Genomic DNA, 16,882 nt, shown 5'->3' on the forward strand with positions numbered 1-16,882 from the left:
GTGCTGACTGTTAAGCCAGCACTTTATCGATTATAGACTGTAATTTTGTCTTGTTCTGAGCTCCTATTGCTGTCTCAGTCAACTCTCCATTCTTAAACACAGCGAACATCGGAATGGACATTACATTATACTTCTGAGCTATGTCGGGTGCCTGGTCAACATTTATCTTTCCGACCTTAAGCTCACCTTCGTATTCCTCTGCAAGTTCGTCAATAACAGGTGACATCATCTTACATGGTCCGCACCAGTCTGCTGCAAAATCAACAAGTACCGGCAACTTACTTTTCAGAACTTCTTCTTCAAAATTCTGACTGTTCAACGTGTAGTCCATAGGTTAGTCCCCCTTTCTGCTGATAACGTACTTAAATATTGGATTTCCGAGTGACGAAAACTTCTCTTCATATTCAGTCATTACATTTCCTTCATTCATGACTTCATCATTATGAAGGTCATATGTAATGGCATCAATATTCCATCCTGCAGGTTCGACCTCATCACGGGCAAATGTGAAAAGTCCTTCGTTGTCCGTCTTAAATTCCACAACGCCGTCTTTTTTTAATATTTTATCATATCGCTTCAGAAACTCGCGCGAAGGAAGTCGTCTCTTGGCGTGTCTGTCCTTCGGCCACGGATCTGAAAAATTCAAATATATTTTTCCTACTTCGGATTCATCAAATACTTCCGTAATATCTTCCGCATCCATTCTTATAAAGATAACATTTGGAAGTTGCAACTCTTCCTGCTTCTGTATCGCACGAAGAAGTACGCTCGAATATTTTTCTATTCCTACATAATTAATATCGGGATGGAGCGCTGCCATATCCATTATGAAACGTCCCTTACCCATACCTATCTCTATATGGATCTCATTATCGTTTCCAAATATCTCTTTTTTCCAAAGTCCTTTTTTCTGCTCAGGGTCCTTAACAGTGTACTTACTCTCGGCAATAACTTCTCTTGAACCCGCAATATTACGTAATCGCATTTTTTAAATTCCACCTATCCTTTATAAAGAATTTTACAACATTTGCCCTTGAATGGGAAGTATTGTATTATTTACATACTATGAACTTTTCTGCAGACATTAATCACAAAAATAGAATAAGACATCTGGCTGCTTCAATTTCCTTATTATTAGCAGCATCTTTTTTATCAGAGCTTCCTATTGAAGCCCGCCAGGTACAAGATTGGCCCGAAGGACCTTCTATATCGGCGGAAGCTGCCATTGTTATGGATGCGAATACGAAGACTATTCTCTATTCCAAAAATATGGATGAGAAACTCTATCCCGCAAGTACGACCAAAATAATGACGTGTCTTCTTGCTGTTGAAAATGCCAAGTTGGATGAGCAGATTGTTTTCTCTCACGATGCGGTCTTTAGTGTTCCAAATGACGGATCGAGTATAGGAATGGATGAAGGCGAATCTATTTCTCTTGAGCAGGCTCTTTTTGGAATAATGGTCGGAAGTGCAAACGAAGTTGCCAATGCTCTTGCGGAACATATAAGCGGAAGTGTATCCAAATATGTTGACCGTATGAACGAAAGGGCAAAAGAACTCGGATGTCAGAATACTCATTTCGTTAATACCAACGGTCTCCATGATCCGGAGCATTATACAAGCGCACATGATCTTGCTCTTATAGCTACAGAATATTTTAGCAACGATCTCTTATGTAAAGTCGGAAACACACCAACATATCATTTTACTCCGACAGCATCTCAGCCTGATGATTTTTATCTGCACAACAAGCACAAGCTGATAAACGGAGAAATAAAATATGATGGTATTGTAGGCGGTAAGACAGGTTATACCGCACAAGCAAATGAGACTCTTGTTACATGTGCGGAAAGAGACGGCATGAAACTTATCTGTGTCGTATTAAAAGATGACTCTCCCGAGCAGTTCAATGATACCGTTACACTTTTTAATTACGGCTTCAATAATTTCCGTGCGGAAAAAGTTGCAGAGAGTGACCAAAGATATATGCCGGATGATTCTCTTTTCTTTGAGTCCGATAATGATGTGTTTGGAAAGTCGGGAACGATCTTAAATCTTAATCCCAATGATTATATTGTGCTTCCCGTCAACGCATCGATTGATGATACAGAATATGAAATCTCTTATGATATTACTCCTGAGGAAAAGAGCAAAACAAGTAATGCACTTGCAAAGGTTATTTATAAGTATAACGGAACCACGATCGGAAACGCCCATGTATGCTACTTTGAACAGAACGGAACACCCTCACAATTAGCCAATGCGTATCATTCGATTTTTATCAATGTAAAGATACTTATTATGTGTGCCGGAGTCTTTGTTGTTCTAATGACCTTAGTCGCGTCTGTTGCAACAAGGATTGCAGCTAACAGAACATTCCATAGCAGAAGCGATCGTATTCGATACAACAGAAGAAAGCGAGAATTTAATAAAGGACATATCCGGTATAAAAAAATATATATTATTGTAGCTGTTATAGTTATCGCAATTATCTGCTTCGGTTTGTTTATCTTTTTTAATTCCAAATCACAAAAAAATACTCATACAAAAAATACGGATGAGATTAAACCGGAAACACCTGTTATAGAAGAATCAGCTGATAACATGGATGTGTGGAAAGAAAATCATTTAAAGGTAAAAGGCATATATGTCACAGGTCCAACAGCCGGAACAGATAAGCTTGACGATATCATTAGTCTTATAAACGAAACAGAACTAAATACAATTGTTCTTGATGTTAAAGATGACAATGGAAACATTACCTTTAAAATGGATAATGAAAATGTCATAGAAATGAACTCCGGCATTGCCTACATAAAAGACATTAGTGCACTTTTAAAAAAGCTAAAAGAAAATGATATATATGTAATTGCAAGAATAGCTTGTTTCAAAGATCCTATATTGGCAAAAGCTCATCCTGAGCTTGCTCTTACATCTTCTGACAATACACCTATAACTGATGCCAATGGGAATGCTTGGGTGAACCCATGTAAAGAAGAAGTATGGGATTATATTATTAGCCTTGTGGACAGTTGTTGTGCGCTCGGTTTTGATGAAGTGCAACTTGATTATGTTAGATTTCCGGTTGGACAAAAAGCTGATGATGCCTTATATGATCTCGTTTCAGATGATGATGATGCCCGTAGAAATTATATCACTGAGTTCTTAGCCAAAGTAACTGAAGAGGGGCATAAACATAACATTCCTGTATCAGCTGATGTTTTTGGAACAATAATCAATAGTAACAAAGACTCAAAACACGTCGGCCAGGATTATGTAAATCTTGTCTCCAATTTAGATATCATCTGTCCAATGATCTATCCATCTCATTATGCAGACGGAGAATTTAAATTAGATGTTCCCGATGCCCATCCTTACGATACGGTTAATAAAGCACTTGAAAAATCTAATGAAATCTTAAAGCCAATTTCAAATAATAATCATGCTGTTATTCGGCCATGGCTTCAAGCGTTCACCGCAACCTGGGTAAAAGGACATATAAAATATGAGGGAAAAGAAATACGAGCGCAAATCCAAGCCGTATATGACGCCGGTTATGACGAATGGATACTATGGAATTCTAATAGCAATTACAATATTGATGCATTAACAAAAAGCTGAAAAAAGCAGAACCCATTATATTATGGGGTCTGCCTTTTTTTTACCTTCCTCTGTCTTTGTTTCATGGTCTCAACTTCTTCAGGTGAAATGAACCTGCAAGTTTTGACAACATAGAGTCTTCCGTTCTCGGCTTTTTTTATCCTGACTTTTGCCTTCATAAAACCATGCTTGTCACAACATGCAACTGCATAGTAATGTTTGCCGTTTGGAGAAAACCATTTTATCTTACGTCTTATGTTCTTATGACATATGTAGCACTTGGTGCTCATTATCTCCATATTTTCAAGGATATCTTCTTTGGTATCAAATTCCCTTGAAATATATTTTTCATAGCTGTCAAAAACAATCTTGATTTCCTGCTTCTTGGTCTTAGGTGTTACATAGGTGTCAAAAGATATCCGTTCGAGTACTCTCTCTCCGAACTTCTGAAATATCTTTGCAGTATACTCCGCATCACCCAGTGCTCTGTGGAAAGGATTATCTGTATTAAGTCCCAACTCTTCTACTGCCGCTGCAAGTGCCTTCCTGGTACGTCCGTCATCAAACGCAAGACTATAGAGTTTTTGTACATCATAAAATGCAAGCGGTCTGTCCGATAAAAGCGGCATTCCAAAGAAGTCTAAATTCCTCTGAAATTCTGTCAGATCAAGCGGCCCCCAACTGCAGAATTTAGGATCCTCTCCGCACCATTCCAAAAACTCTTTTGCCGCATCACAAAAATCTTCTCCGTTTTCAAGGTCTTCCATAGACAGATGAATAAGCTTTCCCGTTATCTTGTGCATCTGCTTGTGAACCTTAGGTTTTATCAGTTTTGAAAACTCGCCTATCTTAACCCTTTTCTCATTTAATTTCACAGCGCCTATTTCAACTATTTCAAATGAAAGAGTTTTGCCGTCTATTGTAACAGGCGCTTCACCCTGATTCCACTCAAGGTCAAATACAATATAATTGCCCATAAAAAATCGCCTTCCTGTCAGGCTCTATTATACAAAAATTTTTACTTTTATAAACAGTCTGCCTTTTCTGGTCGTATTCTCTGTTCCAAGATAAATAAATTTGCCGTGTCCTCTTACCGAAACTCTGGCCCCTTCTTTGAGGTCATATCCGCCGCTATATGCAGTGCGTCCGTCTATGTATACAGACTCCGCTTCGATAAGCCTCTGCGCTTCCGATCTCGAGAGGTGATAAACAAAAGAAAGAATTGCATCTATTCTCTCCGATGCAACCGTGCCTCCGATTTCTTCGAATTTGGGTTCGATGTTGCACTCGGAAGATTTTACTGTTTCGCACTTCACGGAAGTATGCTTAATTCTAATAAGTTCTTTGCATATCATTTCCGCGATGTCACATGTGGCATAAAGATATGCTTCATTTTCTCCCGTAAAGATATCACCGATCTGGTCTCTTTCTATTCCGAGATTCATGACCGCGCCGAGGTAGTCTCTGTGACTTAGATTATCGGCGAATTTTGCATTCACCGGTTTTATCCTCACACAGGCAAGTACAGAAGGCTCTTCCCTCTCCGCTATCATAAAGCTCTCTTCATCCATGTAATCGGGAAGGAAACAGACCATCGCTCTCTCCGCGTCTTTATTACCTCCGTACATAACGAAATGCGCGCCGTGAAATTCGTGCACATTTGCAGGTATTTTTTCACTCGCAAGTATGTTGTAAAAAAGCGCCTGCTCGGATACTGACAAGAAGTCCGTGTGAGTGACAAAATTATTCATATAAGCTCTTGTGGCAAGGTCCTTTGCTCTTCCCGCAAGATAATCCCGTGTTTTTTCTTCGTTCATTTTATATTCTTAGATATTCCTTGTAATCCATTTTTTTACCGTCAAGATCAGCCTCGATAAGGTTGTCTTTTCCGTCGTAAACAAGCTTTAGTGAAAAGAAGTCTTTTCTCTCTTTAAGGAGTTTAAAAAATATCTTGTCTCCTTCCCAGAGATTGAGTCCGTAAACATCACTCTTTTTTATCCATTCAAGTTTCCCCTCATCACAGTCGTTTGGTTCTGCGTCGGGAGCGTGTGCTGTAAAGAGGGACATAAGCTCATAGTCTCCTCTTCCTGAAACAAAGGTCACAAGTCCTCTGAAATTAAGCTCCTCTTTTGGTATGTCATAACCTGTCTCTTCAAGTATCTCTCTGTGCATACATTCTTCGGGACTTTCACCCTCTTCAAAGTGCCCTCCTACACCGAGCCATTTGTCTTTGCTGATGTCGTTCTTTTTGGAGACTCTGTGGAGCATGAGATATTTGTCGTCACGTTCTATATAGCACAATGTTGTAAGTATCTCGTACATCTAAAAACTCCTGCCTTTAAAAATGCATATATATCATGATTTTCTGTTGTTATTATTTCCCGATATGGTATGCGTAATTTTCCGCGTAAATACAAACGGTATTTATCCTTTGAATTTACCTTGTTTTTTATGTCTGAAAATTACTTCGTTTTTTACTAGTGTCAAAACGCTGAACTCCAGTATTCATGCGGGATTGCACACTTTTTACAATCCCGCTTTTTTACATCAATTTTTGTCTTATTTTTTGCCCCGCTTTTTTAAGAAAAAAAGCTCCGTTTTAATCACAGTTTTTTATCCAAATGATTCAGGAAAAAATAAGTTTGCCTATGCCTGTTAATCTTTATTAGTGTTTCATTGTTTCAGTCCAATATTTTTGTCCGTAAATATCTGTGAAACAATATGTCTCAAGAACTGTTCCTTCACCTACGGAAACATTGCTTATTTTCATATCGGACATTGCGCCTTTTACTGTGTACTTTTCACCCAGTAAATATGCGTCCTTAAAGGTCTTGTCATACCCATAGTAATCACAGGTAAAATCAATCTCATCTCCCGCCTGCAATTCTGTGAGGTTCTTTGCTATGGTCTCTGTCTCGCCTTCAACGTAGTCGTAGCAAACACCAGCAACATACCCGTCTTCATTGTCCGAATCAAACACGAGAATGAGGTTCGCTTTTTGTCCGTTTAAAAGACACGGAACTCTGCCTGTTATTGCATAGCTTTCGTCAGTTGCCTGTATGTCTACCACATAGTAGGCCACAACATTACCGTCAATCGCAAGCCATGTCTTGTCGTTCTGCGACCTTAAATTTCCGTTCTCATCAAAGTCGAAAACATTATCTGTTCCAAGGTCTATGTATCCCTCGCCGTCATCATAGAACATATTTAGTTCAAGTTCATGCACCATTTTCCACTGGTCTTCAGTCAGGCTGATAACGTCTTCTCCGGCGCTGTTTTTTGTCCATATAAGAACGGACTCATCAAACCTGTTTGAAGCAATGTAATTTGCTGCCTTTTCCACATCAAGATTTTTTCCAAGGAATGATGTGTTGGAAGAGTTAAGCCCAGACACACTGCTAAATTCGCTTGAAAGGAAGGTCGTAAGTAGCTGTGTTATCATCTCTGCAGATGCATCCGAATTACCGCTTCCGGAAAGCTCTCCAAAAAGTGACGGCAAAGGTGTCTGTGAACCTCCCGCCGCAACCTGTCCTGCGACCTCCATAGAAGCAAAGTTTTGAATACACTTTGCATACTCTTCGTCCATACCGATATCTTCATATGTATTTACCATCGAATCTACCTTGCTTGTTTTCTTATAAGGAAAGTAGATTGAAAGTCCATATGAATTGGTCATATTTGAGCTTGTTTTGTTGTATTTTATTGCGCTCTTTAGGGCTGTTACAAGCTCTTTTGCATCATCTGTTCCAACCCTGTTTGCAAAGTCTATAAGATCTACCTGATCTATCTTTGAAGAAGCCGCAAATTCTCTTGTATTTCCTCTGGCATTTGAAACTGTTTTATAATCATCATTTTTTATCATCTCAGAGGTGCTTTTTGAGAAGTCTGCAAGCTCTGTCGGAACTGTCTGTGAAAGCTCCGCAAGATCTGTTATTGAAAGTGTCGTTTTTTGTCCCGGGCAAGTCTGTGCGCATGTACTTGTAAAAGAGTCGATAATATTCTTTCCGATATTTATCGTCTCCATAGATGTATTTTTTCCAAGTTCCGAAAGCCAATCTGTGTAGTACCAACCGACTCCCGGTTCAGTCTCTTCGGATGCCACAAGATAATCGGCATAATTTGATACGACAAGTGCATTCTCAACAGTCGCCATAAGGCACGTATCAAAACCGACAAAATCAAACGTAACTCCGCCGTCTTTAAGTGCCTTGTTTATTCCTGCAAGAGACATGGCGCCTGCAGTCTGGAATTTTTCGTCGTATCCGTATCCTCCAGTAGAGCCTCCGCCGTGATCCCAGAAAATAAGCTCATATCTGTCCGCAGGAAAGTTCTTTGCAGACCACTTGATATAGCTCGACAAAGTCTCCGGTTTTGTCATCGGTAAGTTACCCACATTATCAACAAGCGGATTGAGCTTACCGTCTTTTACCTGATATATCTGATTTGTAGAGCTTGAAACAACGTTGTTCTGCCACTGTCTGCAACCACCTGTATAAACAAGGAGATTTATCTTATCACCAAGGTCTGCTTTCATCATCTCTTGAATGTCTCTTGTAGCCATTCCATTTCTTGATTCAAGATCTGCTCCGCACATATACACCATAACGGTGATATTATCCTGTCCGTTACCCTTTATAACAGTCCTTTTTTCACGTGCTCTGCTGTCCACATTTGTGTTAAGATTTCCTATGTTTGGAGTATCACTCCATGTTGCCGAATTTACTCCCGAGCCTGTGTACGATCCGTAGCTTCCAAAAAGCTGGCTTAAAATCGAGCCTGCTGTCCCTGAATTTCCGCCCTGTGATGTCTGGGTATTCTGCGTGGTATTTGCAGGTGTCTGAGTCGTCGGCACAGTATCGCTCTGTCCGCCTCCGAATATGGCCGATAGTCCGCCGCCTCCTGCCAAAAACAAAAGCACTATTATCATAAAGAGCGGATTTACCCCTCTTCCTGACCTCTTCATACCTCCGCCATTTTCAGAAGGTCCTGTCCCCGATGAATACCCGCTACTGCTTCCTACAGGACCGGTCCCGAGTCCTTCACCTCTTTTGTGTACTCCGGAACCTCCTTCGGTGACATTCTTTTTCCTTCCAACAGGTCTGTTCTCCATTGCTTACCTCCAGACTTTTTTGCATACAGATTTTTTGTAGAAAAAATGATATGACAATATCAGAAATTACTGCCGTTCCATCCCCACTGATCTGCAGGTGTATATTTTATATAGATATGATCCGGTTTAATATCAAGTACATCTCCAAAGATTTCTGTTATCTTTTCTGTGAGTTTTTCGAACGCATCGGGGTTTGCTTTTCCAAATATCATTACTTCAACGAATGCTGTGGGCAAAGAATTGTCTCCTCTAAAGTACAGATGATACCCGTCTTCGAATCCTGTCATAAGCCAGTTTTCACTCTTCCCCGGGATGAGTTCTATTGCTTTTCCAAGTTCTGTCTTTAACTTTGTCTCCTGTTCCTTTGAAATTGTTATGCTTATTTTTGAATTTATAAAAGGCATATTTTGTCTCCCTTCGTCTTCTTTCTTTTCCAATTTATTATACATTATATTGAGGGTCGGTTTCATATTTGTTTATTATTATGCATGGCTTATGCTCCATCTTTGTTGCATTTTGTATTCGATTTCTTCTTTATATTTATTTACTTTAATAAAGTGCATTTTCCTCTTTGCAACACCGCGTCAAAGTGATAAAGTATATATAATCTTTATTTTCAATAAGAATTATTTACTTGTAAGGTGGCTTCAATGGTTACATCCGACGCATATTTGCAAGAACTTCTACGCCGGTATCAGGCAAATTTCGATGTCACAGAAAACTATAAATTTGGTGAAATCCTTTTCCCTGCCTATGCCTTTTTTCATTCGATGAGCGAGAAATATGTTCTTAAAAAAGAAGCTCAGCTTTGGGCTGTCAAAACTTTTGAACATGTTTTTTTTATAAAAGAAACTTCTTTTTCACCGAAAAAAATTGATGAGATAAAAGAGCTGATCATTCAAAAGATAGAACCTGAATTTGTCCGCAAGAATGAGAAGTATCCCGAGAAGGATCACATGATCTCTTATATTACTTTTGTCGTGCTGTGTGATTCTGCTCCCGATTCCGAGACAAAAAAAATGATAAAGAAATTTCATTTTGATAAAGGATATCTTCTTAGCTTCAGAGGTCACAGCGAAGCACGACTCGCCGTTGCGACCATGGACACCAAGGAAGTCTATACCAATTATGTCGGCAAAGAGCTAAAATCTCTGCTCTTTGATATATACAAAAAAATGGAGGAATTGTTATGAATGCAGCAGTAATACTTTTAGTAAGCATTGCGCTTCTTGCTGCCGGATATGTATTCTACGGTAGCTGGCTCGCAAAGCAATGGGGAATTGACCCTTCACAGAAAACACCTGCGCATGAGCTCGAAGATGGTATCGACTATGTTCCTGCCAAAGCACCTGTTCTCATGGGTCACCACTTTTCATCAATCGCCGGAGCAGGCCCTATCAACGGACCTATTCAGGCAGCCGTTTTTGGATGGATTCCCGTATTGTTATGGGTAATCATCGGCGGAATTTTCTTTGGAGGAGTACATGATTTTGGTGCTCTCTTCGCTTCACTTCGTCACAAAGGTCAGTCAATCGGTGAGATCATCGATGATTCAATGGGCAAAAAAGCTAAGAGACTCTTTATCACATTTGGTTATCTTACTCTTCTTTTGGTCGTTGCAGCTTTCAGCTCAATTGTTGCAAGTACATTCGGTGTTACAACCTCAGCCGGCGCAGCAGTTGAAGGACCTACACTTGCAGCTAATCAGTCAACCGCTATGATCTCAATCCTTTTCATCCTTCTTGCGATGGTATTTGGATTCTTCGTTTACAGAAAGAATGCTCCCATCGGAGTTGCTTCTGTTTTCGGATGTCTTGGAATCGTTGCAGTTGTTGCCATCGGTCTTAACTTCCATCCTATCGCACTTTCTTACAATGCATGGATGTGGGTTATCGGTGTATATATTTTGATTGCATCCGTTACTCCTGTTTGGATCTTGTTACAGCCAAGAGATTACCTCAGCTCTTTCCTTCTTTACTTCATGATTGGAGCAGGTATCATAGCAGTTCTTGGAGCTGTTGTTACAGGTAACGGTTCATTCCAGATTCCTGCTATGGGCGATGCAGCTCTTAAGGGAACAGGCGTGTTCACAACAGGTACTGCTTTCCCTGCCCTCTTTGTTACAATCGCTTGCGGTGCTATTTCAGGTTTCCACTCACTTGTTTCATCAGGAACAACCGCTAAGCAGCTTGATAATGAAAAAGACGCTAAGCCTGTAGCTTACGGTTCAATGCTTATCGAGTGTGTAGTTGCGGTTATCTCTCTTCTTGCAGTTGGCTTTGTATGGGCAGCTGCTTCAGACGGAACATACGCAAGCCCTACTCAGGTATTTGCCGGCGGACTTTCAGCAATGATCGGATCATTCGCTCCCGGTGCAAAAGACATTATGTACCAGATGCTCATCCTTGCGGTTTCAGTTTTCTGTCTCACATCTCTTGATACCGCTACTCGTCTTGCAAGATACATGTTCCAGGAATTCTTCCTTGAGCAGGGACAGACAGCAAAAGATGCAACAGGTTACAAGAAGGTTCTTGCAAATCCTTACGTTGCTACAGCAATCACAGTTGTACTCGGTGTTGCACTTGGTATGACAGGTTACACCAAGATTTGGCCATTATTCGGTGCAGCTAACCAGCTTCTTGCAGCTATCGGTCTTCTTGCAGTTTGCACATGGCTCGGTGCTGTAGGTAAGAACAATAAGATGTTCTACATTCCTATGGTATTCATGCTTGCTGTTACAATCTGCTCACTCATTCAGACAATCACTGCTAAGCTTACAGCTTACACATCAGGATCTGCAGATGTTTGGGCACTTATTCAGGCACTTATCGCTGTGCTTCTCGTAGTACTCTCAGTTGTACTTTCAGTTATTTCTGCAAAGACTCTTTTCAAGCAAAAGTCTGAGAAAAAAAACGATGAAAGCAAAGTAGCTTAATCATTTCTACATACATAAAAAAGCATAAGATTTTGCTGAAACATGGGCAAAATCTTATGCTTTTTTTATAAAAATCTTTCCTTTAATTCTGACAGACTATTTATCTCTTCATCCGGAATTTCATTTTCTCCGGTTATATTCCAATATTTACCAAATCCTTGTTTTATCCATATCGTTTTCATTCCCAATTCTTTTGCAGGAACTATATCATTATCAATTCTGTCACCAATCATTACCGCATTTTCCGGATTGCAAGAAGCTTTAGACAATGCAATATTAAAGATTCTTTTGTCAGGTTTTTCCACACCTTCTTCTGCTGATGCTATTATAAGATCTATATATTTTTTAATACCGAATTTTTCAAGTCTTTCTGCTGTTCCTAACGATTGATTTGCTATAATACCTATCTTATATTTTGGGCTCAATGCCTTTAAGGTTTCTTCTGTATCCTCGAATAATTCCTCTTCTTCTAAATACCACTTTGAACCTGAGACTTTATATTTCCGTGTTAATTCCAGATCGCCCTTCTTATTATTTTTGTATAAGTCTATTGCCATGTTATATATTTTTTCAAACGGCTCACCGACAGCGTCCGCGATATCCTGTAACCTGTGACAATAAACCTTTTCTTCATTTACCAGCGTAGAACCCACATCAAAAAAGATCCATTCAATATTATTTTTCATTAAGCCTTTTCTCCTGCCTTAGTTATTATGTTATTTAGCTTTTATAAGATAAGAACTTATTTTTTCCATGAGCGTGTTATAGCCCTTGTTTACATATTTGTTTCCTGTGATTATAAATGTCATTGCTGTAATGCCAAGTGCAACTATGATCTGAATAGGCATCTCTTCTATGCTTATTCCTGCTTTTGTCATGAACCTGTGAGTTGGGATGATCACAAAACTTGAAAGGACATAGATGCAAAGCGTTCGCTGTCCGTATATTGTAATCGGAAATTCTTTATCTGGCATGAGGTTTACTAATGCAAATATTATTATCGTAGCTATGATGTAGATTGTCCCCCTTAATACCATTCCCTGCATGTTATCAAGTTTTGTCGCACTATACGACTGGATAAGTTCATACATCTTCACAGGCATTATGCCTCTGATATTTAAGTATACGGTAACTGCGAAAGCAACAATCAAAAGTACCAGACTGTATATCTTAGGAATTTTTCTAATTTTTTCTATACTCTCTTTTTTAAATTTATAACCAAGTATGAAATACGAAAAAAACGATACGGTTCTTGATATTGAGAAAAACCTCTCCGCTTCTCCTATGCATCCGCAATATATTCCTACAAAGAATGCCAGTATTACCATTCCTTTTACCCTGTCAAAATATTTTACGGTAACTCTCCAGAAAAAAAGACTCAGCAAATACCAAAATACATATATAGGTTTAAAGAAATTTATTTTGTTGATCGCAGTTCCCTGAATAAACATCCAGATTGTGTTAAATATAATGAACGGAATAATCGTTGTCTTCAATAATTTCTCCGGCTTTGCATCTGACTTCGAAAAATATCCGGATATAAAAATAAAGAGCGGCATGTGGAATGAATAGATCACCGCCCTTATAAGTCCCAACTTTCCTGTTGTCCCAAACTCCTCAAGTGCATGCCCAAATACTACCAAGGTTATCAGCAGTACTTTCATGTTGTCGAATGAATAATCTCGTTTCATAATACTTCTTTGTCCATTAATCCTGAAATGGAAACTATATCATTACATATGTTTAGCTGTTTAATATCAAATTTCTTAGAAATAAAAGTTTTTTCAGAATATTTTTCCTCATTATATTTCTTTTTCATAATGAGCAGAACTTTATTTTTAGGCGCAATCAGCTTTCTTACATCTTCTTTATATAGAGATACAGGAATATCCGTTTTCCTATTTTTCTTTACACCTAAGCTTAATACAAATTTTGTATCGCCAACAAAATAATCAGCTCTAATCTTTATGCCACTGTTTATAAAATCGCCAATCATACAATTATTGAACAACAACTCATGAAGATAAGGTATCACAGCCAGCTTCTGTTCAACTTTCCCCTTATTGTCTATTGTAATATCTGAATCTGAAAGTTTATTTGCAATACATGCTTTGTAAAATCTCTGTGCAGAAAGCTTAGTTGTTATTCCCGTCAGATGCAAAAAAAACATATCTCTAAAGCTGATTTCAACATATTCCTGAATTCCTAACTTTTCATAAACTATCAAAAATGTATTATTATTGAGGCATTCTTCATACTTTTTAGCCGCCTCCGTAATAATACGAATTGCATCCTTTTTGTTGATTTTCATTAAAACTCCCAAAAAAGAGGTTGTCCATAAGGACAACCTCAACATAGTCTGTACGCTGATTTTTCTGTTGTCTGCCAACTGTCTGGCCTTTAAATCCAGCTTAAATGTCGAGTTTTTCTGTTGCTCGCCAACTGTCCGCCCTTCTATATGCGGCATAAATGTCAGATTTTTAAGGTGTCAGCTCACCTAACATTTCTGTCAATTACATCTTAGCAACGCTCTAATGATTAATCAAGATATCAGCTTAATTCTTCATAAAAGTTTAAGTATTTTCCTGACAGGATCCCCTTTGTATTTGTAAAATGCATTTTTTCACCTTCCAGTTTTACATTTCTTCCGGACATTCCATACCAAGAAGTCCACATCCTTCGGAAATTATCTTTGCAGTAATATTTACCAGTTGTAATTTTGCTTCTTTTTTCTTTTCATTTTTTTCCTTTAAAATCGGGCATTCCTGGTAAAACTTATTAAAATCAGAGCATAAGTTTATCATATATCTTGCTACTACTGAGGGTTCATAACTTTCAGCTGCACTACTCACGGCCTTTTCATATCCACCAATAGTTTTTATAATGGCAAAAGAAATATCATCTATAAGTGCCTGATAGTCTGTTACTTCATATTGTATTTCTTTTCCATACTTACGAAGTATACTCTTAGCCCGAGCATAAGTATATTGAACATAAGGACCTGTCGTGCCGTCAAAGCTAAGCACTTCCTTCCATGAGAAGTTGATATTCTTTATTCGCTGATTGAACAGATCATGGAATATAACAGCTCCGATTCCTACCTGCTTTGCAACTTCTTCCTTGTTATCAAGCGACGGATTCTTTTCTTCTATTAAATCTTCTGCTCGTTTGATTGCTTCTTTAAGTATATCTTCTGCATAGATGATATTGCCTGTACGAGTTGAAAGTTTCTCACCATCAAGACTCACCAGACCATAAGGAACATGAACAAGTTCCTTATAAAAATCATATCCCATAAGTTCTATTGCCTTAAACACCTGCTTAAAGTGAAGCGACTGCTCAAGTCCTGTCACATAGAGGCATTTATCAAAGTTATACTTTTCCTTGCGGTAAAGAACAGCGGCAATATCGCGAGAATGATAGATTGAGCTTCCATCTTTTTTAGTGATCATGCATGGTGGCATATTATAATCAGAAAGATCTATTACGTTTGCGCCTTGGCTTTCTATGAGAAGCTTTTTCTCTTTTAACAGTTCTACAAGTGCCGGAACCTTTTCGCGATAGAAGCTTTCTCCTGTATATGAGTCAAAAGAAATTCCAAGCATATCATAGACGCGCTCGAATTCCACTATACTGATATCTTTAAACCACTCCCATATTGATAAAGCCTCTTCATCACCATGTTCCATCTTTACAAACCAATCTCGCGCTTCATCCATAAGCTCCGGATGTTCTTCTTTCTCATTGTTGAATTTCACATAGATATCAAGAAGCTCCTGTATTCCTTTTTTCTCAACCTCTTCCTTGCTACTCCATTTTTTATATGCCACTATCAGTTTTCCAAACTGCGTGCCCCAGTCTCCGAGATGATTAATCCGGATAACTTTATATCCAAGTTTTTCATGGATTTTATATAATGCATTTCCAATAACTGTAGTTCGCAAATGTCCTACATGAAAGTTCTTGGCGATGTTTGGTGAAGAGTAATCCATGCAAACAGTTTTATTATTTCCGATTTTCTCAACACCAAGATTCTCCTTTACTACTTGTTTTAGTACTTTTTCCGTAAAGAGCATTCGATTCACAAATATGTTGCAGTATCCATTAACTGAAAGTACTTCATCCAATCCAAGTTGATTCTTCTTTTGGTCTAATCCTTTTTTAATCTCAGTAGCTATCAGTGCCGGATTTTTATGTAACAGCTTGGCAAAACCAAAACACGGAATTGCCATGTCACCCATTTTACTATCCGGCGGCGTTTCTATGAGAATAGTAATCTCCGAATCTGATAATCCCAAAATTTCTGCAACGACTTTACAAATTTCTTCTTTCATGTTTCAATTCCTTTCTTGATATTTTTTGATAAAAAAAGAACCGCAATAGATTTACAGCAATCTGCTAAATCAATTACGGTTCTGCTTTATATTACTTATTAACAGCACCGCACGGCAACAAGACATACGTTCTTGCAACCATGCGAATTATCTGCGATAGTTACAAGAACTTATGTCTCCTCTGTCTGCTCCTTAAGCTGTTTGTCAGTAATAAACTCATACGAATCATCCTTTATAATAATATTGAATTTAATATACAATATTCAAAAAAATCTGTCAATTTACCTTTCTAATTTTATCCACATAATTGTTATTATCTTTTAAATTCTTCAATGAACTGTTGAGAACGTACCGATGCAAATGTTTCAATTGGCATTTTCGAAAGTTCATCTACACTAACCCAATTGTATGAAGAAGTCTCTCCTTCCTGTAAAATTATTCTATTTTTGGAATATCTGTTATACACATATATATTTCATAGAATGTTTTGTATCCACAATGTTATACACATCCTACTCTAACTAAATTATTAGTATCTATCCCTGTCTCTTCTCTGAGCTCTCTAATTACACCCTAAACTCCCGTCATTTTATACCAAGGTTTGATCATGTCGGGACATTTAACCCCATGAACTCATAGAGTTCACATTGCTTTGCTGTTATCTCAGATAGATGATGTGCCTTTCCGGGCTGCTGATAATACTCAATGGTATCCAGTTCATCAAGTAATGACTGGATTGTGTACCTGCTAAACAGACCGTTTTCATCCATCTTCTTTTTGATATAAGACACCATCTGAAGTGCTATAAACTGAATAAACAGTTTGCCTTCAAAGTTTTCTTCTGATGCGACGGACATTCGTCGCATGGAAAGCCGTTCCTTAAGGTTGCCAAAGGATTTTTCA

The 16,882-nt window shown here is 38.4% G+C and carries 14 protein-coding genes and 1 pseudogene; 3 read left to right on the plus strand and 12 right to left on the minus strand.

What is annotated here, in order from left to right; genetic code table 11:
* Positions 1–10: 10 nt before the first annotated feature.
* The gene (gene trxA, locus BLP87_RS14620) at positions 11–331 is read right to left on the minus strand and encodes a thioredoxin (protein ID WP_074463335.1); all 321 of its coding nucleotides are present in this window, start codon (positions 329–331) and stop codon (positions 11–13) included.
* A 3-nt stretch (positions 332–334) separates the two neighbouring features.
* Positions 335–985: a tRNA (guanosine(46)-N7)-methyltransferase TrmB gene (trmB, locus tag BLP87_RS14625; protein WP_074463336.1), complete on the minus strand. Its 651-nt coding sequence runs from the start codon at positions 983–985 to the stop codon at positions 335–337.
* An 80-nt stretch (positions 986–1,065) separates the two neighbouring features.
* Between trmB and BLP87_RS14630 the strand changes: the two genes are divergently transcribed.
* On the plus strand, positions 1,066–3,621 hold the full coding sequence (locus BLP87_RS14630) for a putative glycoside hydrolase (RefSeq protein ID WP_074463337.1): 2,556 nt from the start codon (positions 1,066–1,068) through the stop codon (positions 3,619–3,621).
* A 20-nt stretch (positions 3,622–3,641) separates the two neighbouring features.
* Here the strand turns inward: BLP87_RS14630 and BLP87_RS14635 are convergent, their stop codons facing one another.
* The 5 genes from BLP87_RS14635 to BLP87_RS14655 form a co-directional block, all read right to left on the minus strand.
* Positions 3,642–4,577 (minus strand): 3'-5' exonuclease, encoded by a 936-nt coding sequence (locus BLP87_RS14635; RefSeq protein WP_074463338.1) that lies wholly within the window; start codon positions 4,575–4,577, stop codon positions 3,642–3,644.
* A 27-nt stretch (positions 4,578–4,604) separates the two neighbouring features.
* On the minus strand, positions 4,605–5,417 hold the full coding sequence (locus BLP87_RS14640; protein WP_074463339.1) for a YlmH/Sll1252 family protein: 813 nt from the start codon (positions 5,415–5,417) through the stop codon (positions 4,605–4,607).
* A 1-nt stretch (position 5,418) separates the two neighbouring features.
* Positions 5,419–5,922, minus strand: coding sequence for an NUDIX hydrolase (locus BLP87_RS14645; protein ID WP_074463340.1), 504 nt, complete (start codon positions 5,920–5,922; stop codon positions 5,419–5,421).
* A 343-nt stretch (positions 5,923–6,265) separates the two neighbouring features.
* Positions 6,266–8,710 (minus strand): clostripain-related cysteine peptidase, encoded by a 2,445-nt coding sequence (locus tag BLP87_RS14650; protein WP_074463341.1) that lies wholly within the window; start codon positions 8,708–8,710, stop codon positions 6,266–6,268.
* Between the two features lie 59 nt (positions 8,711–8,769).
* Positions 8,770–9,114, minus strand: a complete 345-nt coding sequence (locus BLP87_RS14655) for a phenylpyruvate tautomerase MIF-related protein (protein ID WP_026513415.1) — start codon at positions 9,112–9,114, stop codon at positions 8,770–8,772.
* A gap of 246 nt (positions 9,115–9,360) precedes the next feature.
* On the opposite strand from BLP87_RS14655, the gene BLP87_RS14660 reads away from it, so the two are divergent.
* On the plus strand, positions 9,361–9,903 hold the full coding sequence (locus BLP87_RS14660) for a hypothetical protein (protein ID WP_074463342.1): 543 nt from the start codon (positions 9,361–9,363) through the stop codon (positions 9,901–9,903).
* Positions 9,900–11,645 (plus strand): carbon starvation CstA family protein, encoded by a 1,746-nt coding sequence (locus BLP87_RS14665; RefSeq protein ID WP_074463343.1) that lies wholly within the window; start codon positions 9,900–9,902, stop codon positions 11,643–11,645. The genes BLP87_RS14660 and BLP87_RS14665 overlap by 4 nt, the downstream gene beginning before the upstream one ends.
* Positions 11,646–11,710: 65 nt before the next feature.
* On the opposite strand, the gene BLP87_RS14670 is transcribed toward BLP87_RS14665, so the two are convergent.
* From BLP87_RS14670 to BLP87_RS16170, 5 genes and pseudogenes are all read right to left on the minus strand, one after another.
* The gene (locus BLP87_RS14670) at positions 11,711–12,331 is read right to left on the minus strand and encodes an HAD family hydrolase (protein ID WP_074463344.1); all 621 of its coding nucleotides are present in this window, start codon (positions 12,329–12,331) and stop codon (positions 11,711–11,713) included.
* Positions 12,332–12,361: 30 nt separating this feature from the next.
* Positions 12,362–13,336, minus strand: a complete 975-nt coding sequence (locus BLP87_RS14675) for an acyltransferase family protein (RefSeq protein WP_074463345.1) — start codon at positions 13,334–13,336, stop codon at positions 12,362–12,364.
* Positions 13,333–13,956: a PBECR4 domain-containing protein gene (locus BLP87_RS14680; RefSeq protein WP_051563137.1), complete on the minus strand. Its 624-nt coding sequence runs from the start codon at positions 13,954–13,956 to the stop codon at positions 13,333–13,335. Before BLP87_RS14680 ends, BLP87_RS14675 begins: the two co-directional genes overlap by 4 nt.
* A gap of 325 nt (positions 13,957–14,281) precedes the next feature.
* Positions 14,282–15,979, minus strand: a complete 1,698-nt coding sequence (gene argS / locus BLP87_RS14685; protein WP_074463346.1) for an arginine--tRNA ligase — start codon at positions 15,977–15,979, stop codon at positions 14,282–14,284.
* Positions 15,980–16,584: 605 nt separating this feature from the next.
* Positions 16,585–16,882: pseudogene (locus BLP87_RS16170) on the minus strand (IS1634 family transposase); the annotation flags it as partial.

Origin of the sequence: Butyrivibrio hungatei (assembly GCF_900101605.1) — a bacterium.
Classification (GTDB): Bacteria; Bacillota; Clostridia; order Lachnospirales; family Lachnospiraceae; genus Butyrivibrio; species Butyrivibrio hungatei_B.